Below are 22555 nucleotides of genomic sequence, written 5' to 3' on the forward strand. Positions count from 1 at the left end.
GCGTTCAAGCAATCCTGGCTGCACGAAGAACTGTACAAGGCGCGCAACTTCAAGCAGTGGATGAGCAAGGGCCTGTATCTGGGCACGCTGATGGTTGGCTTTGAGCAGAAAGTGCTCGGTGGCAAGGTGCCCTGGACGCTGCATCACCAGCATCGCGATCACGAGATGCTCAAGCCCGCCTCGCAATGCAAGCCGATCGTGTATCCCAAACCTGATGGCAAGCTCACATTCGACCGGCTTTCTTCGGTGTTCATTTCGAACACGAATCACGAAGAAAACCAGCCCGCGCATTTGACGCTCAAGGATGCGAACGTGCCGGTCGGCATCAACCTGACGACCTACGCGGGACCGGAGGCACGCTTCTGCCCCGCAGGCGTCTATGAATTCGTGAAAGACGATTCCAATGCAGACAGGTTGCAGATCAACGCGCAGAACTGCGTGCACTGCAAGACCTGCGATATCAAGGACCCGACGCAGAACATCGTCTGGGTCACGCCGGAAGGCGGCGGCGGTCCCAACTATCCGAACATGTAATGCCTGCCGCGCGAGTGCGTGGCCCATCGAACTAGGAGTGCAAAATGAGTAAGGAAGTCGTAGTCGTCGGCGGTGTACGGACTGCAATCGGCAAGTTCGGCGGCAGCCTGAAGGACGTGCCGCCCACCGAACTGGGCGCGCTCGTATTGCGCGAACTGCTCGCGCGCAGCGAGGTCAAGCCCGAGGACGTGGGCCATGTGGTGTTCGGCAATGTGATCGCCACGGAGCCGAAGGATCTGTATCTCTCGCGCGTCGCGGCCATCAACGCGGGCATTCCTGATTCGACGCCCGCTTTCAACGTCAACCGTCTGTGCGGCTCGGGCCTGCAGGCGATCGTCTCGGCGGCGCAGACCATTTTGCTGGGCGACGCCGATGTGGCGATCGGCGCAGGCGCGGAAAACATGAGCCGCGCGCCGTATATCACGCCCGACGCGCGTTTCGGCGCGCGCATGGGCGACGTGCGCCTCGTTGACATGATGCTCGGTGCGCTCAACGATCCGTTCCATACGGTGCCGATGGGCGTGACCGCCGAAAACGTCGCGCGCAAGTTCGACATCTCGCGCGAGCGCCAGGACGCGCTGGCGCTCGAATCGCATCGCCGCGCGGCACACGCGATTGCCGAAGGCCGCTTCGCGAGCCAGATCGTGCCGGTCACGCGCAAGGTGAAGGGCCGCGAAGTCGTTTTCGATACCGACGAGCATCTGCGCACCGATGCGACGCTGGAAGACTTCTCGAAGCTCAAGCCGGTGTTCGCGAAGGAAAACGGCACGGTTACGGCGGGCAATGCCTCCGGTATCAACGACGCCGCAGCCGCCGTGCTGCTGATGTCGCGCGAAGCCGCCGAACAGCGCGGTCTCGCGCCGATGGCGCGTCTCGTGGCCTACGCGCACGCGGGCGTCGATCCGCTGCACATGGGCATCGGCCCGGTGCCCGCCACGCGCCTCGCGCTGCAACGCGCGGGTCTGCGTGTCGAAGACCTCGACGTGATCGAATCGAATGAAGCCTTCGCGGCGCAGGCTTGCGCGGTGACGCAGGAGCTGGGCCTCGATCCGGCCAAGGTGAACCCGAATGGCTCGGGCATTTCGCTGGGCCATCCGATCGGCGCGACGGGCGCGCTCATCACGGTGAAGGCGCTGCACGAACTGCAACGCGTGGGCGGCCGCTATGCGCTGGTGACGATGTGCATCGGCGGCGGTCAAGGTATTGCAGCGATTTTCGAGAATCTGCGCTAAGTCCCCTTGGCGCGCGGCAAGCGACTGGAGAAATACATGTACCACGAGGCGAATCAAGCAACCGACGCGAGCGATGTCAATGAGGACGCGGCGTCGGCCTATGCCTATCCTCTCCTGATCAAGCGTCTTCTGCGCACGCCGATGGCGCATGCGCGCGAGCAGGAGATTGTCTATCGCGGCAAGGTCCGCATCCGCTATGCGCAGTTGCAGGAGCGTATTGCGCGGCTCGCGAACGGCCTGCAAGGTCTGGGTGTGAAGCACGGCACCACGGTCGCGGTGATGGACTGGGACAGCCATCGCTATCTGGAATGTTATTTCGCCATCCCGATGATGGGCGCGGTGCTGCAAACCGTGAACATCCGTCTTTCGCAGGCCGAAATCGCCTATACGATCGATCATGCGCGCGCGGAAGTCGTGCTCGTCCACGCGGATTTCCTGCCGGTGCTGGAGGCGATCCGCGAGAAGCTGCCGCGCGTGCATACGTTCGTGCTGATCGACGATGAAGGCAATGCGACGCTGCCGCCGGGTATCGAATTCGCCAACGAATACGAGCGTTTGCTCGCATCCAGCGGTACGCAGTTCGATTTCCCTGATTTCGACGAAAACACGCGCGCCACGACGTTCTATACGACCGGTACGACCGGTTTGCCGAAGGGCGTGTATTTTTCGCATCGGCAACTCGTGCTGCACACCATCACGGTGATGGCCGCGCTGACGAGTCCGGAGACCGGTCAGCGTGTGCATCGCGGCGATGTCTACATGCCGCTCACGCCGATGTTCCATGTGCACGCGTGGGGCATGCCGTACATCGCGACGCTGATGGGCCTGAAGCAGGTGTATCCGGGCCGCTACGTGCCGGATCGCATCGTCGAGTTGATTCGCGACGAAGGCGTGACTTACTCGCATTGTGTGGGCACGATCCTGCACATGATGCTGAGCTGCCCGCAGGCGAAGACGGCCGACTTCAGCAAGTGGAAGGTGGTGATCGGCGGCGGCGCGCTGCCGCATGGTCTCGCGCGCGCGGCGCTCGAACGCGGCATCGATATCTTCACGGGTTACGGCATGTCCGAGACCTGCCCGGTGCTCACGCTTGCGCAATTGATGCCGTCGCGCGAGCCGCGCACACTGGACGAGGAAGTGAGCCTGCGTTGCCGCACGGGCCTGCCGATTCCGCTCGTCGATCTGCGTATCGTCGATGCCGAGATGCGCGACGTGCCGCATGACGGCGTCGCGAGCGGCGAAGTCGTCGTGCGTGCGCCCTGGCTCACGCAAGGCTATCTGCACAATCCCGAGGCTTCGAAAGTGCTGTGGGAAGGCGGTTATCTGCACACGCAGGACGTGGCGCGCATCGGTCCGGACGGCTATCTGCAGATCACGGACCGCATCAAGGACGTGATCAAATCGGGCGGCGAATGGGTCTCCTCGCTGGATATCGAAAGCCTGATCTCGCAGCATCCCGCCGTGGCCGAAGTGGCGGTCATCGGCATCAAGAGCGATAAGTGGGGCGAGCGGCCGGCAGCCGTCGTCGTGCTGCACGCCGAGCGCGACGCGCCCGTGAGCGCAGAAGACATTCGCGCGCATGTGATGCAATTTGTCGAGACCGGTAAGATCTCGAAGTACGCGGTGCCGGAAGTCGTCAAGTTCGTCGACGCGATCGAGAAAACCAGCGTGGGCAAGCTGAATAAAAAATGGCTGCGAGAGAATTTCGATTGACGCAGTAGCGCAATTCTTGTGCCGCAGTGGTAGGGCCACGACACGGCGGCGCGGGAAGCAGCAGCGATCATTCAGGCGCGGTTCGGCGCGCTTTTTTTACGTGATCTAGTGTCTGCCGCCGGCACAAATTTCCATCGACACCTCTTGTCTATCGGTCGATTTGACGTTATATTTTTTATAACAATAGAACCTGAGAGAGTGCCGAAGCGACGCGGCGCGCCTGTGAATCACAAAGGCGCGCCGCGGTCGCCGGATTGTCGCATGGCTTCGTCCGACACCTGGCTGGTCCGATACCCCCTGTTTCGCGAGGCGCTATTCCACGGCGCCATGCCCCTCGGCGCGCTGCCGCCCCAGGCGCACGCGGTCGTGGCGAAGCGCGTGTTTGCGGGAGGCGGCGCAAGAGACATCGCGGGCAATGTGGCGCTGCACGCCGTCAGCGACGTGTGCGTAGCGTTCGTGGAATTGCCGATGTCGCTCGTCGATCAGGCGGTGCGCAGTCATTGCGTACTGGATGGCGGTGACGATGCTTCCTTGAACGCGGCAATCGGCGAAGCCCGCCTGCATTATCCGCGCGTCGCTCGGCCGCCGTGTCTGCTGATGCCGGGGCAGGGTGTGTTTCTCGATAGCTGGATGCGTTTTCTCGTCTATCGCGCGCGAGGGGATATCACCGTGCCCGTGCTGGCTGTCGACTGGTTTACGCTCTATGAGCGCATAGCCCGGATGCTCGAAGGCGAGAATGGCGCGAATCCGTATCTGCACGCATTGGATGACCGTTGGCCGTCGCGCGCGCCCGGCCTGATCGAATAAAAAATTAGAAGAAAGCCTCCGGGATCGTGGTGCTACATCCCGCCGTGCAAAAGCCGCTGTGCGTTTATCGGCGCGGTAGAATCCCTCGCGTTCCCATGCGCGTGATGTGTGTGGGCAAGACTGGCAGTCGACGATATGCGAAGCCCTTACCATGACGCGCCCTGCTGATATCTACTTCCGTTTTCTGCAACTGGCGGACGCGCTGCGCGGTCTGCCCGCGCTGCCTGCACTCGATCCGCTCGAACAGCGCATCCTCGAATTGGTGGCGCGCGTCGGCCAGGCGCAGGAGCGTTTGTCCGTGCGCGACATCATGGGCAAGAGCGAACTGGGTTCGCCGGCCACGCTGCATGCGCGGCTGACGTCGATGCGCGAGAAGGGCTGGGTCCGCCTCGGCGACACCGAGGACGCACGGCGCAAGCAGGTCGAACTTACCCCGGCCGCGCTGCGCCACTTCGACAAACTCTCCGAGGCTTTGCTGCGCGCCGCCAAGGATCAGTGACGGTTTCTTTCACGCGCCGCGTTTCGGGCTTCTTCTTCGATTGCCATGATTCACAAGGTTCTGGTCAGTGCGTGTCTGCCTGGCAGCCCCGCGCGGTACAGGTGCGCCCTGGGTAAAACAAAGATGAATCGCCCCGCGAATCGTGGCGGCTGGCTTTCGGCGGGCGGGGCATCGCCGAGGGATTCTATCAACCGATGATGATTGAACCAGGCCACCCGCTCCAGCGTTGCCGGTTCAACGCATGTCGCAAGCCGTGGCGAGGCGGCCTTCCTCGATGCTGACGATGCGGTCGGCCGCGTCGAAATAGCGGTCGTCGTGCGACACCACGATCAGCGTTTTGCCTTGACGTTTGAGATCGGGGAGCATTTCGCGGTAGAAAATGCGCCGGAACGTAGGATCCTGATCGGCTGCCCATTCGTCGAGCACGATGATCGGCCGCGCCTCCAGCCATGCGTGCACGAGCGCGAGCCGCTTGCGTTGCCCCGTCGAAAGATCGGTCGTCGTGAAAGCGCCGTCGCGCACCGCAACCTTATGGGCGATCTGCAGACGCTCCAGATACTTGCGCGCCTGGTCGCCGGGCATGGCCGCGCCCGGCATCAGGGTATCGAAGAGGTGGTAATCGGAGAACACCACGGAATACAACTGGCGGTAGGCGTCGAGCTGCGCATCGCTTACGGCCGCGCCGTCCATGCGCAGTTTGCCGTGATCGGGACGGTACAGGCCCAGCAGAAGCTTGATGAGCGTGGTTTTTCCGCTGCCGTTCTCGCCGACGATAAAAACCGTTTCGCCACGCTGGATCGTAAGGCTTAGTGGACCGAGTTCGAAGCCGTGCTGCGCGCCGGTATCCGCATCGTGTTCGTCGAGCGGCGTGGCGAAACGATAGCGGACATCGTCTAGCTCGATGGTGTTGAAATCCGCGAAAGGCGAAGCGTCGCCGGTGCTTCGCGCGGCTTCGACGAGCGACGGCTCAGGCGTCGAAAAGCGCGCCGAAAGCGCCGCGATGCGCTGCAACGCGACTTGCGCGCGCCCGATCGACGGCAACGCATTCACCAGTTCCTGAATCGGTCCTTTCATGTAGAGCAGCACGAGCACGAAGCCGGTGACGACAGGGCGCTGCGCCTCCGGTGCGTGGGTCTGCACGGCCAGTATCGTGCCGATCACGAGGAAATACAGGAGCGAGCCAAAGGCATTCGCGCTGACGAACACATTGGCGGCGCGCACGCGCAGGCGCGTGATCGTGTCGATGGTGCGGCCCAGTTCGTGCCGGTACACATGGTCGCGACGCGCCGCGTTCAGGCGCAATTCCTTGGCGCCTTCCGTGATCGCGCGGTAGTGCTTTTGCAGGCGGTCTTCGGCATCGCGCGCCGCGCCGAAGCGGCGGATACCCGCCCGCCGCGCGAACGTCTGGGCCGCAGTGCCCAGCGCGATGGCGACCAGCGCGATCAGCAGCAACTTCGGCGAAAGAACGAAGAGGTAGACGAGCGAGCCGGCAATCGTCGCGCAAGCGATGGCGAGGCTCGAAAACAGGAACGAGAAGGCGCTCAATGTATCGATGTCCTGATTCAGCGTCGCAATCAGCCGATGCGGGCGGAACTGTTCGATCTGATTGATCGGTGCGGCGATGATCTTTTCGCTCAACTCGCGTCGCAGCGTCGCGATCACCCGTTGGCCGACGATGTTGTTGCCGATATCCGAAATCACTTCGCCTGCCAGTGCCACGGCGCACAGTGCCGCGAAAGCGAGAGTCAGCGCGGGGAATGCGTCGGCGCCGTCGCGCAGTGCGCGGTTGGTCAGGGCGAGCAGGGCGGCGGTGGCGATGCCGCTGGCGGCGCCCAGCGCCGTCGCGAGCGCTGTGATGGGCCAGAGGCGCCTGAGCAGTCTGAGCAGTTCCGCGAACATGGACTTTCCTGGGAGTTCGAATGAATGATGGGGAGGAGGAGGCGAGGCGCGTTCTAGCGGCGGCGCGCGAGCAGCCACATGAGGTAGGGCGCGGCGATCAGCGTCGCGACGAGACCCGCGGGCAGTTCGCGCGGCATCGGCGCGGCGCGGCCCAGCCAGTCGGCGACGATCATCGTGAGAGCACCCAATGGCGTCGCGATCGACAGTTGCTGCGTGGGCGTGCGCGCGCCAAGGAGACGCGCGAAATGCGGCGCGGTCAGGCCCACGAAGCTCAATGGGCCAACCAGCAAGGTTGCGCACGCCGTGAGCGCGGCAATCAGCATGAGCAATGCGGCGCGCGCGCGTGCCGTATTCAGGCCGAGCGCGCGCGCCGGCGCATCGCCAAGCGGCAGAATGCGCATCCAGCGCGTACAGAGCGGGGTCAGCGCGCCGAGCAGCAGGCAGGCCGCGAGCGCGAGCGCTGCGTCAACGGGCGTCACGGTGTAGGTGGAACCCGCGAGCCATTGCAGCAGTGTCGCCGCGCGTTCGTTGCCGCCCGCGATCGCGACAGCCAGCACCGACTGAAAGAGTGCGCCAATCGCGATACCCGCGAGCAGCACGCGATCCGGCGCGAAACGGGAGCGGCGCGCAAAACCCATGATGGCGATGAGCGCGGCGAGCGCGCCAGCGCTGCTTGCGGCGAAGCGCGCGCCGTGGCCCGCGTCGGCGTGCAGGACGACGAGCGCGATCAGGCCGAGCGCCGCGCCGCCACTCACGCCGAGCACTTCGGGACTGGCCAGCGGATTGCCGGTGAGCCGCTGCATCAGCACGCCGGCAGGCGCGAGCAGTGCGCCTGCCGCGAGTGCGGCGAGCGTGCGCGGCGCACGCCAGATCGCCATGTGCGAGAACTGCGTCCACGTTGCGAAGTACCAGCCGTGCGGGCCGCGCCCGAAGTCGAGCGCCAGCGCCAGCGCCGCGATCGTCAGCGCGCCCAGCAGTACGCCGCGCCGGCGCAGCGTTCGGGCGGATACGGCGTGCAGCGGAGCGCTTGCGCCGGTAGGCGCGGGCAGGTGTGTCGTGCGATGCAGGCGCGCGAGCAGCACCAGCATGAGCGGTGCGCCGAACAGCGCCGTGGCCGCACCAGTGGGCAGCAGGTCGCCCATGAGGCCGGAGAAGCGCTGAACGGTTTGATCCGTGAGCCAGAGCAGTAGCGCTCCGCATAGCGGCGCCGCCACGAGGCGCTCTGTGAGCCTGCGCGCGCCTGCCAGCCGTGCGAGCGCAGGCGCCGCAAGACCCACGAAGCCGATCACGCCGACCGCGCCCGCGACCGTCGCGCTCAAGACCACGGCGAGCGCGAGCGACGCGAGCCGCGCGCCGCGCAGCGAGAGGCCGAGGCTGCGGGCGTTGGCATCGTCGAGGCTGAACAGCGCCATGGGGCGCAGCAGCAGCCAGGCCAGCACGCCGCCGATCAGCAGACGCGGCGTGAGCATCGCCACGTTGTTCCAGTCCTGCTGCACCAGCGAGCCGCCGCCCCAGATGAACAGCGCCCGCAGATACGGCGAATAGAACAACTGCAAGGCCACGCCGATCGAGCCGCAATAGAGCGTGACGATCAGACCGGCGACGGCGACCGTGGCGGGCGCGAGCGCGCTGCGCCACGCGAGTCCGAAAACGGCTACGGCGGCCAGCGCCGCGCCGGCCAGCGCGATCCATTGCGGCGCGGCGGCGCTCGCTGCGGGCAGCGCAGGCGCAGCCAGGGTGGCGATCGTGAGGGCGAGCTGCGCGCCGGCGGAAACGCCGAGCGTCATCGGCTCGGCGAGCGGATTGCGCAGAACCTGCTGGAAGATCGTGCCCGCGAGTCCCAGCAGCGCGCCGCACAACAGGCTCACGACGAGACGCGACAACCAGCTGTCGCGCAGGATGATGAATTGCAGGTCACGTGTGCCGTCGAGCGCGAGCGCGCTGCGCCATTGCGCGGCCGGCACGATGGCGTGCGCGTTGACGGCGCTGAGCGCGAGCGCGGCGAGCACCATGACGGCGAGCGCGACGGCGACGAGCGCGGTCTGCCACGATGCGTTCGTGCGCAACGTCGGCGTAAGAGAACGGGTGAAATTCATGAACTCAAAGGCGAAGAACTGCCGGGTTGCGCTGAAGTTAAAACAGTCGTGAGCGCGGTCGTCAGCACATCGGCAAAGCGGGCCGCCGATGGCAACATGCCGAAGCCCCAGAACGGCGGCAGTGGCGCGACACGGCGCGCGGCGACGGCCGGCAGCGCGTGCCACAGGCGGTTATCGGCGAGAGTGCGCGCCACGCCGGGCGGCAACGGTTCGAAGTAGAGCATCCGGGCGTCGGGTGCGGCGAGCGCCTCCAGACCAGCCACGCCGATGCCCCAGTAATCGGTATTGCCCCGCCACGCGTTGCGCACGCCGAGCGCGTCCATCACGTCCTGGAACAGGCTGCGCGCGCCGTACACGCCGACGTGCCGCGCGTCGAAAAAGCGTGTCACGTAGAGCGGCTGGGCGCGCGCGTCCGGGTGGGCCGCCAGTCGCTCGCGGCTGCCCGCGAGTGTGCGGGCCACTGCGGCGATCAGCGTCTCGGCGGCCTGCGCACAGCCGCATAGCCGCGCGAGGGCGCGCGTCACGTCCACCGAATGCTGGTACGGCGCGCCAGCGTCGGTATAGACCGCGAACGCGCGCACGGGCGCGATGCGTTCGAGCATGTCGCGCTGCGATTCCTGGCTCGAATTGATGAGGATGAGATCGGGCGCGAGCGCCTGGATGAGTTCGAGGCTTGGCGCGAGACGCAGGCCGACATCGGCGACGGCGGGAGGCGCGAGCGGATGCACGACGCTCGCGTTGTAATCAGCCACTTCGGCCGCGCCCACGGGCGTTACGCCGATTGCGAGCAGCGTTTCGGCCAGTCCCCAGTCGAGTACCACAAGGCGCGGCGCGGCGGCTCGCGCGTGCGCCCGCATCGGTATGCCGGCCCAGGCGAGCGGTGCGCTGGCCGCGCCGCGCAGAAAGTCCCGGCGCCGCATCAATGCGCCACGCCGAGCCAGCCGCCGCGCGGATGCGCGACGACGTCCATCGGAATGCCATAGATCGATTCGAGCGTGTCGGGCCGCATGAGCGCCTGCGGCGTGCCGCGCGCGAGCAGGCGGCCGCTGTGCAGGGCGATCAGTTCGTCGCTGAAGCGCGCGGCGAGATTGATGTCGTGCAGCACGATCACGACCGTCAGCCCGCGCGTGTCGGTGAGCGTGCGCAACAGCCGCAGCACGTCGATCTGGTGCGCGATGTCCAGCGCGGAAGTCGGCTCGTCGAGCAGCAGGCAATCCGCGCCTTGCGCAACCAGCATCGCGAGCCAGACGCGTTGACGCTCGCCGCCCGAGAGCCGGTCGGCGAGTTGCGAGGCGAAGCGCGCGGTATCGGTGAGTTCTAGCGCTTCGTCGATCTTCTCGCGGTCGGCCGCGCCCAGCCGCCCGAGCGCGCCGTGCCACGGATAGCGTCCGAGCGCCACCAGTTCGCGCACCGTCATGTCGGTGGCGGCGGGCGGCTGCTGCGGCAAATATGCGATCCGCCGCGCGAACTCGCGCGCGGGCCACGCCGCGAGTTCCTTGCCGAACAGCCGGACGCTGCCGCGCGACGGCGCCTGCTGGCGCGCGAGCAGTTTCACGAGCGTGCTCTTGCCGGAGCCGTTGTGGCCGATCAGCGCGCTCATGCGCTTCGGCTGGAGCGTGAGCGTCAACGGCGCGAGCAGCGTGCGGCCATCTTCGGCGTCGAAGGCGGCGCCTTCGAGCGTGTAGAGAGCGTCTGACGCAGCGGCGTCAGACCGGGCAAGGCGGTCGCGCTGCGGATCGGACAAGGCATTCAATGCGTGGGTCTCCTTCTCTGGCGGCGGTTTTTATGGCGGTTGGCGCGGCGCTTACCAGCGATAGCGCGCGGTCGCGAGCACCTCGGCGCCATCGGCGTAGGTGCAGGTCACGGCGCTGAAGCAGGAGGCGATATAGGTGCGGTTGAACAGGTTCTTCGCGTTCAGCGAGAACAGCCAGTGCAGCCCGGTGTCGTAATGCACGGCGGCATCGATCAGCGTGGCGGACGGCACGCGAATCGAGTTCGACTCGTCGTAGCTTGCGCCGATATAGCGCACGCCGCCGCCGAAGCCCAGACCGCGCAACGGCCCGCCGTGCAGCGTGTAATCGAGCCAGGCCGACGCCACATTGCGCGGAATCCCCCAGACGGTCTTGCCTTGCAGCGAGGTGGTCTGCCCGGAGAGGGTCGTCGCGGTGTCGTTCGACTCGGTGGTGACGTCGTTCAGGTAGGTGTACGAGACGGCCAGATTCAGGTTGTTCGTGAGGCTCGCGTGGCCTTCGAGTTCGACGCCGCGCGCACGCACTTCGCCCGCCTGGGTGGAGAAGCCGCTATGTTCCAGATCCGAGGTCAGCACGTTGCGCTCGGTGAGGTTGAACAGCGACGCCGTGATAAAGCTGTTGTAGCCCGGCGGCTGATACTTCACCCCCACCTCATATTGCTGCGCCGTGGTGGGCCTGGCCATGCCGCCGCCGTAGAGCGTGCCGACCACCGGATCGAACGATTTCGAGAAGCTCGCATAGGGCGCGAAACCGTTGTCGAACAGATAGACAAGGCCGGTGCGCCACGTGAACGCGCGGGCCGACTGCGATTCATGGCTCGCGGTGACGGGGTTGTTGTCGTCGGCGTCGGCCCAGTCCTCGCGCGCGCCAATCAGGAAGCGCCATTTGCCCCACGCCATCTGATCCTGCGCGTACACGCCCAGCTGCTTCTGGCGGATATGGTCGTAGGACGTTTCGGACGGCATCGTGTTGTTGTCGTACACGGGCGCGAACACGTCGAGCGACGGCGCGTCGAAGCCCGAGCCTACATCCTCGCCGTAAATAACGCGCTGGAAGTCGAAGCCGAACAGGATCGTGTGCGCGATAGGCCCGGTGTTCACCTTCGCCTGCGCCTGATTGTCGATCGTGAAGAACTTCGCGCTTTCGCGGTTGTAGAACGTGTAGCGGTTGAGCGTGGTGTTCGACCCCGGCGCGTAAGCATACGGGAACACATTGGTCAAATCGTCCTTTACGTAGGTGTAGCGCGTGTTCTGGCGCACGGTCCAGGTCGAGTCGAAGCGATGCTCGAACTGGTAGCCCACGCTGAACTGGGTGCGCGAATGGCTATCGAACTCGGGGTCGCCCATATTCGTGTGCGACGAGATCTGCCCGGCCGGATTGCCCAGCACGGTGCCGACGGCGGGCACGAAGTTGTAGTAGCCCACATCGGGATCGCGCTGGTATTTCGCCATCACGGTGAGCGTGGTGTTCTCGTCCGGCTTCCAGGTGACGGCGGGCGCGACATACACGCGCTTCTGACGCGTGCCTTCGACTTGCGTGCCGGTGTCGAGGCCCGTGGCCGTGAAGCGATAGGCGAGCTTGCCGTCGGAAGTGATTGCGCCGCCCAGATCGACGCCTGCCTGCATACGATCGTGGCTGCCGGTCGTGAGGAACACTTCGTGGATCGGCTCGGTGGTGGGCTGCTTGCTGACGAGATTGGCTACGCCGCCGGGATTGGCCTGGCCGTAGAGCACGGAAGCCGGGCCGTGCAGGACGTCGATGCGCTCCAGACCATACGGGTCGAAGCTCGGCACCGCGTAACCGAAGCTCGAATCGCTCGGCAGGCGCGCACCATCGAGAAACTGCTCGAGCGTGAAGCCGCGGCTGAGCAGATATGGCGCGCCCTCGGATGAGGCGCCCCGCAATTCGGGCAACACACTCGCGGTGTAGCGCAACGCCTCGGCGACGGTCTGCGCGCCCTGGTCCGTCATCTGGTCACGCGTGACCACGGAAATCGACTGCGGCGTCTCGATCAGCGGCGTGTCCGTCTTGGTGGCCGTGACGGCGCTCACCGGCACGTAGCCGTCGGCGGTGCCGGTCGCGGTGGACTCGCGCTTGCCGCTGACCTTGACCGTGGGCAACTCTTTCGACGATCCCGCGGTCGCGCCGCTATCGGTCGAGGAGGTCTGCGCGTGCGCGGCCAGTGCGCCGCTCAGGAGACAGAACAGAAGCGTGTTGGTCAGCGCGGTCGATGCGCGCACCCCGGTTTTCATGAGTAGTTCCCTTTTGTGATATGAATAATAATGCGAATGATTCGTTTTCAAATATAAGGTGCTGATATTGCTTCTAATCAGGCACTGCGCAGGCTGCTTCTGGCGGCAGCGAAACGCGTTCAGGCCGGGTGGGGAACGGCTGCGGATTAACCGGGCGCGCGGCAAAGCATGACTTTAATCTGATACGCTGTCTCTAGTCAGGCCAATTTTTGCGTTAATCCGGTCGAAATTGTCCTGATAGAAGCGTGAAAGAATATAAAATGAACAGAACAAGACATGCCCGCACCGAAATTACAGACCTTCGGCCCCGCGATGGCCGCCCGCAAGGTGATCCCGCAGTCGCTGGACTACGCGCACGGAGCGCGTGAAATTGCCCATATTCACCACCGCGCGCAACTGGTCTACGCCACGCGGGGCATTGTCCGGATCATGACGCCCGATGGCCTCTGGATTATCACGCCGGCCCATGCGCTGCTGATCGGCTCGCAGGTCGAGCACGAACTTCACATGCTCGGCGAGGTTTCGATGCGCACGCTCTACATCGACCCCACCGCGCTGGCCGCGCCAGAGCCCCGCTGCCGTCCGGTGGCGTGCGGCGAACTGCTGCGCGCGGCGCTTCTCGATCTGTGCGCCGCCGGTACGGACGCGGCAGGTTGCCGCCGCGCCGCTCTGCTGGAGCCGCTGATGCTCGATGTGCTCGACACCGCCGCGCGCGCGGACGATGTCGCGTGCTTGCCGCTACCCGCCGATGCGCGGCTGCGCCACATCTGCACGAGCCTGATCGCCCAGGCGGCGAACAACGAAACGCTGGAGGAGTGGGCCGCGAATGTGGGGGCGAGCGCCCGCACGATCGCGCGGCATTTTCGCGTGGAGACCGGCTTGAGCTTTGGCGAGTGGCGCGAGCAGTTGCGGATATCGGAAGCAAAGTCGCGGCTGGCCATCGGTCACGCGCCGGTGGATATCGCGCGCGAACTCGGTTATGCGGATTCACGCACCTTCGCCGTAATGTTCCGGCGCGCGAGCGGCGTGACGCCGCAGCAGTTTCTGGAGCGCGCGCCCGCTGGCGCTGAATGAGCGCGGCCACGGCCTGGTGGCCCGTGGAGTCTATGCCGGCCGCGTGCTGATAGACGCCGACGGCTTAGAGGTCCGTGCGCTTCGACAGCGCATAGGTCGCGCCGACATCGACGATGTGCTCGGAACCCGCCGAGGCTGTATGGCCGCGGCGGTGAACTTCGGGCTCAGGGCGCCGAACTTCGGCATTCAGGAGCTGATGCCGCATAACGCGCTGACGAACGAGATGTTCCCGCATCAATACCGCTTCGAAAAATGAGGTGTTGTCCGAGGCACTGCAAAAGCGCGGCGTGGAAGGCGGCCCGACGCTGATCTTCGACGCGGTCGGCCATCCATCGATTCTCGAGGAAGCGGTGCGGCTCGCCGCGCCGGCAGGGCGCATTGGTCTGCCTGGCTTTTCGTCAACGCGGTCGGCCATCCCGCAGCAGAAGCTGACCAGGAAGGAACTGACGCTCTGCGCGTCGCGCCTGAATTGCGCGATGTTCCCGACCGTGATCGACAGGCTTGAACGCGGTCTCGTGACGCCCGACTCGATCGTGACGCACAAGGTGGATTTCCGTGAGGTCGGCCGCGCTTTCGATCTGGCCGAGCACAGCCCCAAGGACACCTGCAAGGTGTTGCTGGATTTCGGCGCGGACAACTGACATGGCGGCGTGCTACGGCATCGTCGCGATCGGCGAGACGATGGTTGTGTTTAGCCAGGCGCGCCTTCATTCCTCGCTCGGTCTCGGAAAGGACGACTCGCGAACGTGCGGACGGATGCCACCAGGTGGTCCAGAGCCGACGATCGATTGGCCGAGCGATAGACCATAAGCAAATCGATCAGCGGGGACGCACCGTCCAGGGGGCGGCAGCAGACCAGATCGCTGGTCATGGCTGATACGTAAGCGGGAAGTAATGAGTATCCGAGCCCCATTGCAACGAGGTTCAGGTTAAGCAGAACATTTGAGGCTAACTGCACGACATTGCGACGAACACCATGCGCGGCAAAGTAAGTTTCTACGAGGTCATGGAGTTTCCCGGAAAACCGCGGATCACTCCCGACGAAGTGCTGGTCATTGAGTTTGTCCGGCGCAATTCGGGGTAGTTTTGCCAATGGATGGGCCGAGGGTAAAAGTACCACCAGCGGCTCCGTCAATACTATTTCGCTTGTCAGTTCGGCGGAGTGCACAGGCTCGCGCATGAACGCCACATCTATCTCCTCGGCAAGCAAAGCTGCCTCCTGCTGCAACGTGGGCAGGCTGTGCAGCTGGACGTCCAGCTGTGGGGCGGAGACTTTCAGTTCGGGAAGCAGGAGGGGAAACATCCGGACTTCGGCTGCCGGCACAAAGCCGATAGAAACGATCCATTCCTTTCGTGCAGCAACATTGCGCGTTCTGCTTATGGCTCTACCCGTTTGCGCCAGAATGACTCTGGCTTCGGCCAGAAATACAGCGCCCGCTTCAGTCAATTCGACCGTGCGATTGGATCGGTTCAGGAGCCTTACGCCTAGTTCGTCTTCGAGACTTTTGATTTGCTGGCTGAGAGAAGGCTGCGCCGTGTGAAGCAGGGCGGCTGCTCGCGAAAAGCTCAACTCGTCTGCAACCGTTACGAAGTAGCGCAGATGTCGGAGTTCCATGACAGATATCGATTGTTTATACGTCTTACGCGAGACATTTTAAGTATTGTACAAAGCCGGGAATTAGTCAGAGCATATCGAAAACTAACAATAATAGTCTACCTTGGCGCGCCGGCTTTGTGAAATTTCTGTTGCTCTTTATATTTATTTTTTTCTTCCTGGCGGGGACGCGCACTTACAGGTTTTCCGTTTTTTCGCCTGCGTTTTTGTGGGTTAAGTTGTCTGTACAACAATTGGGTATCGACATGGAGTGGAACTGGTCAACCGGAAATTTTCGGATACCCGAAAATATAACGTGCATGTCCACGAGCAGGCACTTTCGAATGTGATGAATATTAATGAAATAACGGGTGAAATATATGAATTGAATGCGGCGTATATGTTGCTCGCGCGACGTTTGCTTTGCGAAAACAAGTCTGCCGCAATATCAGATATCGGCGTATCAGAACAAGTCGCCGATGTGTTGCTCAATTTGTCACCGCACCAGGCGCTGCGTCTGGCGAGATCCGGACAGTTGTTGTGCTGCCTTCGATTCGATGATTACTCGATTCTCGATATGTTAGACGAAAAGATCAGGGCTGTTTCGATTTGCGACGGACCGGCAACGTAACATCGAAACTTCTGGATTACGGGGGGCGTCATTGGCGGGTTTCAGCCGATAGGACGGGAAAAGCCGTAAAGATTCGTTGTATTGCTAGCGCCAGGGCGAGTACTTTTCTCGAGGCCTGGTCGTTTCACTGCAATACCGCATATCTGTTGATACTGTCTTAGATTATTAAAAATTCGAACCATGACCTACCGCCCTTCAGCAACTTATCCTCGCGAAAGCGCTCGGCACGATGCACTGCACCTCTATGGCGAAGCTTCGCAAGAGAGACTGATTGAACTGGAGGAAGAACTGCAACGTTGCGGCCCCGACATCGTGGACAGGTTCTACCGGGGCCTTTCGACACTGCCGCGTTCGGCTCAATTCCTCGATTCGCTGTCTCCGCGCGAACTTGACAGGCTCAAGGCACAACAGCTGCGCAACCTGCTGATGCTCGCGGCTCCCGGGCTGACATCTGAGCACCATCGTGCAACGGCGTTGGCGGTCGGAAGGGTTCACTCGATTGTCGGGCTCCCTGCTGATGAGGTGATTCTCGCGCAGGAGATCCTGCATATCACCGTCCGCGAGTATGTCAATGGCGTTGCTCACGTCGAAGCGCTCGCGCTGCTGAGTCAGAGGTTGATTCGTGATCTTGCCTGGCAGATCGAATCATATTTGCGGCTCAAGGCATTGCGTTATATGACGCTCCAGAAAATCACGCAACTCGCGTGGGGGGCGAACAGTTATACCGACTTGATCTTCGAGGTAGCGCAGACGCTGAGCGCACATGAAGAAATCGCCGGCTGCTCATTTGGCCGGCCCGACCCGCAGGGAGAGTTTCGCTTCGAGTCCATCTCCGGGGTGACGACAGAAGCTTACTTCTCGGCATTGGAGCGTTCCACGGGTAGTACGATCAACGCGATGGACATCGGCCCTGCCGGTCGCGCGTGGCGCACCGCACAGATCGAACGGTGCGTGAACTTCGCAACCGATCCCCGCATGATCTCGTGGCGTCCCGCCGCACTGGACGCCGGATTCCGAAGCTGCGTTGCGATCCCTCTGGCGAAGCCCGGTGGCCGGCCGGTATCGGTACTGCTATTGCACAGTGCGCTTCCGGGTGGCTTCACTTCGGACGATCAGATAAATTTCATTGAGCAATTGCAGACGCTGTTGGTGTTCGCGACTGCTCGCATGGAGGGCCAGGACCGCATAACGAGCACCGTCCAATACGAAACCCGCCGGCGCTGGTCCGAGCTACTGCGCTCGGACGCTCTGGAAATGCACTATCAACCCGTCGTAGATCTACGAACGGGTTACGTGGCGAAGGTCGAGGCGCTCGCGCGGCTTCGCGATGGTGAGCGGCTGCTGGCGCCCGGGGTATTCTTTCCGGCGCTCTCTTCGGACGACTTCCTGGAGTTGTACGCGTGCGGACTGCGGCAAGCTCTTGCGCACCGCAACAGCTGGCTGAATGCAGGCTTTGATCTTGGTGTGTCGGTGAACCTGCCTTCGAGCGCGTTCGACGATAGCCGCTATTTCGATATCACGCAGCGGACGTTGAGCGACTACGATTGTCCCCCGCCTATGCTGACCCTTGAGGTGCTCGAGACCGACGAGATTGCGCCGGGAGCAGGTTTGTTCAATGCGCTTGGACGCTTCAAGGCGCTTGGCATCCACCTGGCCGAAGACGATCTCGGCTCTGGCCATAGCAGTCTGACGCGTTTGCGGGAATTGCCATTCGACATCGTCAAGATCGACCGCAGCATCGTAAGTCTGGCTGATGACAACGCCTCGGATGTTTTGCGCTTCGTCTATCAACTCACGCGGCTCGGGCATTCGCTCAGCAAACAGGTGATCGTCGAAGGGGTCGAGAGCGAGGATCTGCTTGAGGCGATCTGTATGCTTGGCGTGGATGCGGTACAGGGCTATGTCTTCGCGCGGCCGATGCCGGCGAGAGACCTCGAACGGTGGATTGAGCAGTACCGGCCGTTTAGCTTTGATGGGTCTCGAGATTCACGCAGCCCGCTCGTCGTACTTGCACAGCTATTGTTATGGGAGGAACGTCTTTATCTACATCTCGGTGAGAAATCGACGCGTAGCCGTGCACAGAAAGAAGCAACCGTGCTTCGGCCTTTCATGGACCCGATCGAAATGATGCCGCCAGGATTGCCCTCGTGGTCGGCCGAAGCTGTTGCCCAGAAGACGCTCGTAGATGCTGCACTCGAACACGGAATGATCAGCGCCGAATATGGTCTGGTACGTCAGGATCTGGTCAGGATGCTGACTGGCCACTAGTATCCCGTCCGGAAATAATTCTGCCGGCCGTGTCGACAACGTGAAGCTTCGACGTTGCAATCCATTACGCCCGCATTCAAATGAAGGATTCCAGATTAATGGCTGCTCGTCAAAAGTTTGCACTTCCTGCCATCCTTGTTTCCTGGCGTGGCACGGGTGTGGCCTGATCGCGTCGATGCTGAACTGCCTTGTCGGCGCTGCAACAGGTGCATACCTATTGCCATGTAGAGCGCCTGACATGCTTTAGCCTGCCTCCCGAGCGGTTACTGGTCTGCTTCGTCTGGACTGTTTCATGAGATACATTGCGCGGTCGGCGTCCTCAAGCATGTGCCCTACCGTCGGGTGACGAGACGCATCGTAGGTAACCGTTCCCGTGCTGAAATCGATCGGATAAGGATTCCTGTTCCGCGCACGATTCTGGGCAAGCGTCTCGCGTATCCGCTGCCATATTGCGGCAATCCATATATCGTCGGTGTCGACAAAGATTGCCGCAAACTCGTCACCGCCGAGACGGCCGATCACGTCAGTATTGCGGACGGCTCCGCGCAGCGTAGTCACGAATTCGACCAACGCGCGGTCGCCCTCGGCATGCCCGAAGCTGTCGTTGATGGCTTTGAAGTTGTCGAGATCGAAGTACGTCAGGACTGCCGGTTTGTGGGATCGTTTGCAGATATTCAACGCGTGTTGTGCGATGCGTTCGAACGCGCGTCGGTTCGGGATTCTCGTCAGTTCGTCTGTTGTGGCAAGTTCAAACGCGACCAGTTCCCGGATGACGATCTGCCCGATGTCGCGCAAACTACGCTGGTCCTCTTCGCTGAATGTCCGAGGTCGCGTATCCATCAGACATATCGAACCGAGGGTGATGCCTCCAGGCATCGTTAGCGGGCATCCGGCGTAAAAGCGAATTCGCGGCCCGTCCGTCACGAGCGGATTGTCATGAAAGCGTGCGTCGACGGTCGTGTCGGGGACGATGAACAGATTCTCTTCAAGAATCGTGTGACCACAGAACGATACGTCGCGTGTCGTCTGCGTGAAGCTTAGCCCGTCCACCGACTTGAACCATTGGCGGTCCGTATCGACAAGGCTGACAAGTGCGACCGGTACGTTGAATAAGCGTCTTGCTAGACGGGTAAGCCGATCGAAGCGTTCTTCAGGGGGCGTATCGAGAATTTCCAGCGTCTGCAGTGCAGCAATTCGTTCCGCTTCGTTCAGTGGGATTCTCGGGGCGGTCACGCAGGCTCTCCACAGTCGCGCATCCGACGCTCGCTCCCTTGAAAGGTGATTCGTTCCATATTTGTCAGGTCCTTCAGGGCATGTATTGACGGATAAGCAGTTGCAACGCTCGATGAGTGGGGTTTATTGAACTCGAGCTTCGTATTTTCTTCAGACAGCAGCTCAGATTCAGACCGGCCCCGGCTGGAAATATGGGCATGTTCATCGTGGGCGTCGGATATTGCAATGACATATCCCGGCCGCTTGCGCAACCTTAGCCTTCACGACTCGAGATCCTTCCTGGATGAGTCGGTCCGGTTCAGCAGGCTGAGCATGTCATACATCGCCTGGCGCAATTGGCGGGACGCCATTACCAGACAGGCCGGAAGTAGCGTCAACCGGCAGCGAGGGAATTGCCGCGTGCGTTGGCTCGACGGAACAGATTCATCGGCGCATTCCTTGGGAGGCGGGGAATCCGCCCGGACGACGGGAGCGACGATAGACAACACGGAAAACCACTGAGGTGCCTGCAGTGACTCAAACCGACCGGCCTCTATGACTTCCATTACGACTCGTCTATGTCAAAACTGTTGCGTCCGCAGTGAACGACGGCAGCGAATATCGCGTCATGTTCGGGGTAGTTCGCGGCTTTTTACAATACTTAAAACGTCTAGAACAATATGTACGAACAATAGATACATTCCATAGGGAACCTGCGCAAATTTGTCAGGATGGAAAAATAGTCACATTCCTGACTCACAATGCTCCCGCTTCAGGAATCACCGTGCGAACCTCATGCTCGAGGTCAGGAAGGTAGATGTAAACACGGGTTCCGATCCTCAAGAATTCGCCCCGACTGCCGATAGCACACATGCTAAGGCGACGACATCAGTTTTCCATGAAGTTGTGTGAGCAACTAATTAAGTTGTGTACGCAACTAGTATGAATGCGAGCTTTCACCGGGAGAGCAGGGTTGCGGGATTGACTCGTGCCGGTTTTTTAGATGATTTGTTTTTGCTTTGCGATATTCCAGATCTTGCGATCCTTGGTGTCGGATGCGTGGAAGACAGATGTAAGCATCGATGCCTGTTCCCAGGAACTCACGCTGATCGGTGGCAGCAATTAGGTGGTGCTTATGGGTGTCGCTCGGCAGTTGAAGATTGCATTAGTCGAGAGGCTGGCCGTCTCCCGCCTATGGTGCGAACGAGATTGACTTTTACGATTAAACAGCAAGTTGGATCATTCAGCGACCATTCGCACAAACGGGATTTTTATGACGATCAGAGTAAAGCTTCAGATCTTGATGTTGGTGACCTTAATGGCGATCGGTGGCGGGATAGCCGCAACGATCGTGGGTTTCAATGCGGTGAGTGATGCCAACGCAGAAAAGGACCGGCGTGCGACCGAAATCCGTGGGTTGACGGAAATCAAGGGCAGCATGTTGTCGACTGTCGAACTCGATCCGACCAGCGACGATACGAAAAAGCTCTTCGCGGACGCCGAGCAGAATATCGGCAAATGGGATGGCATCACCTCGCCCTTGTTCAAGGACGAACCTCAGGCGCAGGAAATTGCTCCACTCAAGAATCAGTGGCTGGCCTACGACCAAAAATCGCACGACATATTGGATCTGGCCAGGCACGACCCGAAATCCGCAAATGATCAGGTAGCGGCGGTTTACCACGCCAACTTTGTGCCTTTGCTGGCAGGCATGGAGTCTGCCACCGATGATATAGCCAAGGCAGAGGAGGAAAGTGCGAAGCATGCTGCGAATGTCACTCACATCTCCATAACCGTGGTGGCGGTTGTCCTCATTTTGGTAATGGTGCTTGTGGTCGGCTGGATCTTCATCCTGTCTCGTTCGATCGTGCGAGCGCTCGGCGGTATTCAGGGCACGTTGCAGGCAGCGAGCGAGACGCTTGACCTGGGGCTGCGCGTGCGTCTCCAGAGCAAGGACGAGATAGGCCAGACGGGTGCGGCATTCAATCATCTGATGGATCGGGTTTCCAGTGTGATGACGACGGTACACGACGCGGTGGCGTCGGTGGACCTTGCGTCACGGGAAATCGCCACGGGCAATATCGACCTTTCCTCTCGAACCGAGGAGCAGGCGGCGTCACTGGAAGAAACCGCAGCCAGTATGGAGGAATTGACGGGTACCGTAAGGCAGAACGCTGAGAACGCGAATCAGGCGACGTCGCTGGCATCGAATGCCTCGGATACCGCGCGACGCGGCAATGACGTGGTGACGCAAGTAGTGGACACGATGCACAAGATCAGCGGGAGCTCGGCGAAGATCGCTGACATTACCGGCATGATCGAAGGGATCGCGTTTCAGACCAACATCCTTGCGCTGAATGCGGCGGTCGAGGCCGCGCGGGCGGGAGAGCAGGGGCGCGGTTTCGCGGTGGTTGCGGGCGAGGTGCGATCGCTGGCGCAGCGTGCGTCGGCGGCGGCAAAGGAGATCAAGGAATTGATCGAGGAATCGGTTACGACCTCTGCGCAGGGCAGCGAACTGGTGGCGCGCGCGGGGAGCACAATGGGAGAGGTCATCAAGGCCGTAACGCGCGTGACCGACATCATGGCGGAGATCGCCGCGGCATCGGGGGAACAGAGCAAGGGTATCGATCAGGTAGGTCAGGCGGTGTCGCAGATGGACCAGATGACGCAGCAGAATGCGGCGCTGGTAGAGCAGGCCGCGGCGGCCGCGCAGTCGATGCAGGATCAGGCCAGCAGGCTCAGGGCGGCGGTCGATGAATTCAAGCTGCCGGGCAGCCGGCATGGGGCCGCGCGTCCGACCGTTGTAGCGCCTGCTGCCGTTGCGGCGGGCGCCCCGGTGAGCGCAGTGGCCCTCCAGCCGAAAAAGCCCGTGATCATGCCCAAGGCTGCATCCAATGCCGCACGGGCCTTGAAGCGGCCGACCCGGCAACCAGCCGTGGAGAACACGGAGCTGGCGGCAGCGACACCCAGCGACGAGTGGACGACCTTCTGAG

At 62.1% G+C, this 22555-nt stretch carries 16 protein-coding genes and 3 pseudogenes; 11 read left to right on the plus strand and 8 right to left on the minus strand.

Translation table 11 applies throughout. From position 1 onward, the window contains the following. The 5 genes from B0G62_RS27490 to B0G62_RS27510 all read left to right on the plus strand — a co-directional run. Positions 1–534 (plus strand): 4Fe-4S dicluster domain-containing protein (locus B0G62_RS27490; RefSeq protein WP_181315651.1); only part of this gene is annotated, 534 nt, incomplete at its 5' end. 44 nt (positions 535–578) lie between these two features. Further along, entirely contained in the window at positions 579–1766 is a 1188-nt protein-coding gene (gene bktB, locus B0G62_RS27495; protein ID WP_103707336.1) for a beta-ketothiolase BktB, read from the plus strand. A gap of 36 nt (positions 1767–1802) precedes the next feature. After that, positions 1803–3479 (plus strand): fatty acid--CoA ligase, encoded by a 1677-nt coding sequence (locus B0G62_RS27500; protein ID WP_103707337.1) that lies wholly within the window; start codon positions 1803–1805, stop codon positions 3477–3479. A gap of 261 nt (positions 3480–3740) precedes the next feature. Continuing rightward, positions 3741–4286 (plus strand): hypothetical protein, encoded by a 546-nt coding sequence (locus B0G62_RS27505; RefSeq protein WP_103707338.1) that lies wholly within the window; start codon positions 3741–3743, stop codon positions 4284–4286. Positions 4287–4437: 151 nt separating this feature from the next. Then, complete coding sequence (locus tag B0G62_RS27510; protein WP_103707339.1) at positions 4438–4785, plus strand: MarR family transcriptional regulator; 348 nt, start codon at positions 4438–4440, stop codon at positions 4783–4785. Between the two features lie 50 nt (positions 4786–4835). On the opposite strand, the pseudogene B0G62_RS32380 reads toward B0G62_RS27510, so the two are convergent. The 6 genes and pseudogenes from B0G62_RS32380 to B0G62_RS27535 form a co-directional block, all read right to left on the minus strand. Beyond that, positions 4836–5024: pseudogene (locus B0G62_RS32380) on the minus strand (hypothetical protein); the annotation flags it as partial. After that, entirely contained in the window at positions 5020–6684 is a 1665-nt protein-coding gene (locus tag B0G62_RS27515; RefSeq protein WP_103707340.1) for a cyclic peptide export ABC transporter, read from the minus strand. The pseudogene B0G62_RS32380 and the gene B0G62_RS27515, both read right to left, overlap by 5 nt. Before the next feature lie 53 nt (positions 6685–6737). Then, entirely contained in the window at positions 6738–8780 is a 2043-nt protein-coding gene (gene fhuB, locus B0G62_RS27520) for a Fe(3+)-hydroxamate ABC transporter permease FhuB (protein WP_103707341.1), read from the minus strand. Then, positions 8777–9700 carry an ABC transporter substrate-binding protein gene (locus B0G62_RS27525; RefSeq protein ID WP_103707342.1) on the minus strand — a complete coding sequence of 308 codons (924 nt, stop codon included), beginning with the start codon at positions 9698–9700 and terminating at the stop codon, positions 8777–8779. Before B0G62_RS27525 ends, fhuB begins: the two co-directional genes overlap by 4 nt. Further along, a complete protein-coding gene (locus B0G62_RS27530; protein ID WP_103707389.1) occupies positions 9700–10524 on the minus strand; it encodes an ABC transporter ATP-binding protein in 825 nt (274 codons plus the stop codon). The genes B0G62_RS27525 and B0G62_RS27530 overlap by 1 nt, the downstream gene beginning before the upstream one ends. A 60-nt stretch (positions 10525–10584) precedes the next feature. Beyond that, a complete protein-coding gene (locus B0G62_RS27535) occupies positions 10585–12783 on the minus strand; it encodes a TonB-dependent siderophore receptor (protein WP_103707343.1) in 2199 nt (732 codons plus the stop codon). A 276-nt stretch (positions 12784–13059) separates the two neighbouring features. Here B0G62_RS27535 and B0G62_RS27540 point away from each other — a divergent pair, with 276 nt between their 5' ends. The 3 genes and pseudogenes from B0G62_RS27540 to B0G62_RS27550 all read left to right on the plus strand — a co-directional run. Next, positions 13060–13857, plus strand: a complete 798-nt coding sequence (locus tag B0G62_RS27540; protein ID WP_103707344.1) for an AraC family transcriptional regulator — start codon at positions 13060–13062, stop codon at positions 13855–13857. A 136-nt stretch (positions 13858–13993) separates the two neighbouring features. Further along, a pseudogene (locus B0G62_RS31980) lies at positions 13994–14107 on the plus strand (enolase C-terminal domain-like protein); the annotation flags it as partial. 4 nt (positions 14108–14111) lie between these two features. Beyond that, a pseudogene (locus tag B0G62_RS27550) lies at positions 14112–14498 on the plus strand (zinc-binding dehydrogenase); the annotation flags it as partial. Positions 14499–14548: 50 nt separating this feature from the next. Here B0G62_RS27550 and hcaR read toward each other — a convergent pair. Continuing rightward, positions 14549–15472, minus strand: a complete 924-nt coding sequence (hcaR, locus tag B0G62_RS27555; RefSeq protein ID WP_103707346.1) for a DNA-binding transcriptional regulator HcaR — start codon at positions 15470–15472, stop codon at positions 14549–14551. A 250-nt stretch (positions 15473–15722) separates the two neighbouring features. Between hcaR and B0G62_RS27560 the strand changes: the two genes are divergently transcribed. Together B0G62_RS27560 and B0G62_RS27565 are read left to right on the plus strand one after the other, a co-directional pair. Next, the gene (locus tag B0G62_RS27560; RefSeq protein WP_181315653.1) at positions 15723–16082 is read left to right on the plus strand and encodes a flagellar transcriptional regulator FlhD; all 360 of its coding nucleotides are present in this window, start codon (positions 15723–15725) and stop codon (positions 16080–16082) included. A 180-nt stretch (positions 16083–16262) separates the two neighbouring features. Further along, positions 16263–18350, plus strand: a complete 2088-nt coding sequence (locus B0G62_RS27565) for an EAL domain-containing protein (protein WP_103707347.1) — start codon at positions 16263–16265, stop codon at positions 18348–18350. Positions 18351–18593: 243 nt separating this feature from the next. On the opposite strand, the gene B0G62_RS27570 is transcribed toward B0G62_RS27565, so the two are convergent. Beyond that, positions 18594–19583, minus strand: coding sequence for a sensor domain-containing diguanylate cyclase (locus tag B0G62_RS27570; protein ID WP_103707348.1), 990 nt, complete (start codon positions 19581–19583; stop codon positions 18594–18596). Between the two features lie 1252 nt (positions 19584–20835). Between B0G62_RS27570 and B0G62_RS32545 the strand changes: the two genes are divergently transcribed. Next, a complete protein-coding gene (locus tag B0G62_RS32545) occupies positions 20836–22554 on the plus strand; it encodes a methyl-accepting chemotaxis protein (RefSeq protein ID WP_103707350.1) in 1719 nt (572 codons plus the stop codon). The last annotated feature ends 1 nt before the right edge of the window (position 22555 follow it).

It is taken from the genome of Paraburkholderia eburnea (assembly GCF_002917095.1).
GTDB lineage: Bacteria > Pseudomonadota > Gammaproteobacteria > Burkholderiales > Burkholderiaceae > Paraburkholderia > Paraburkholderia eburnea.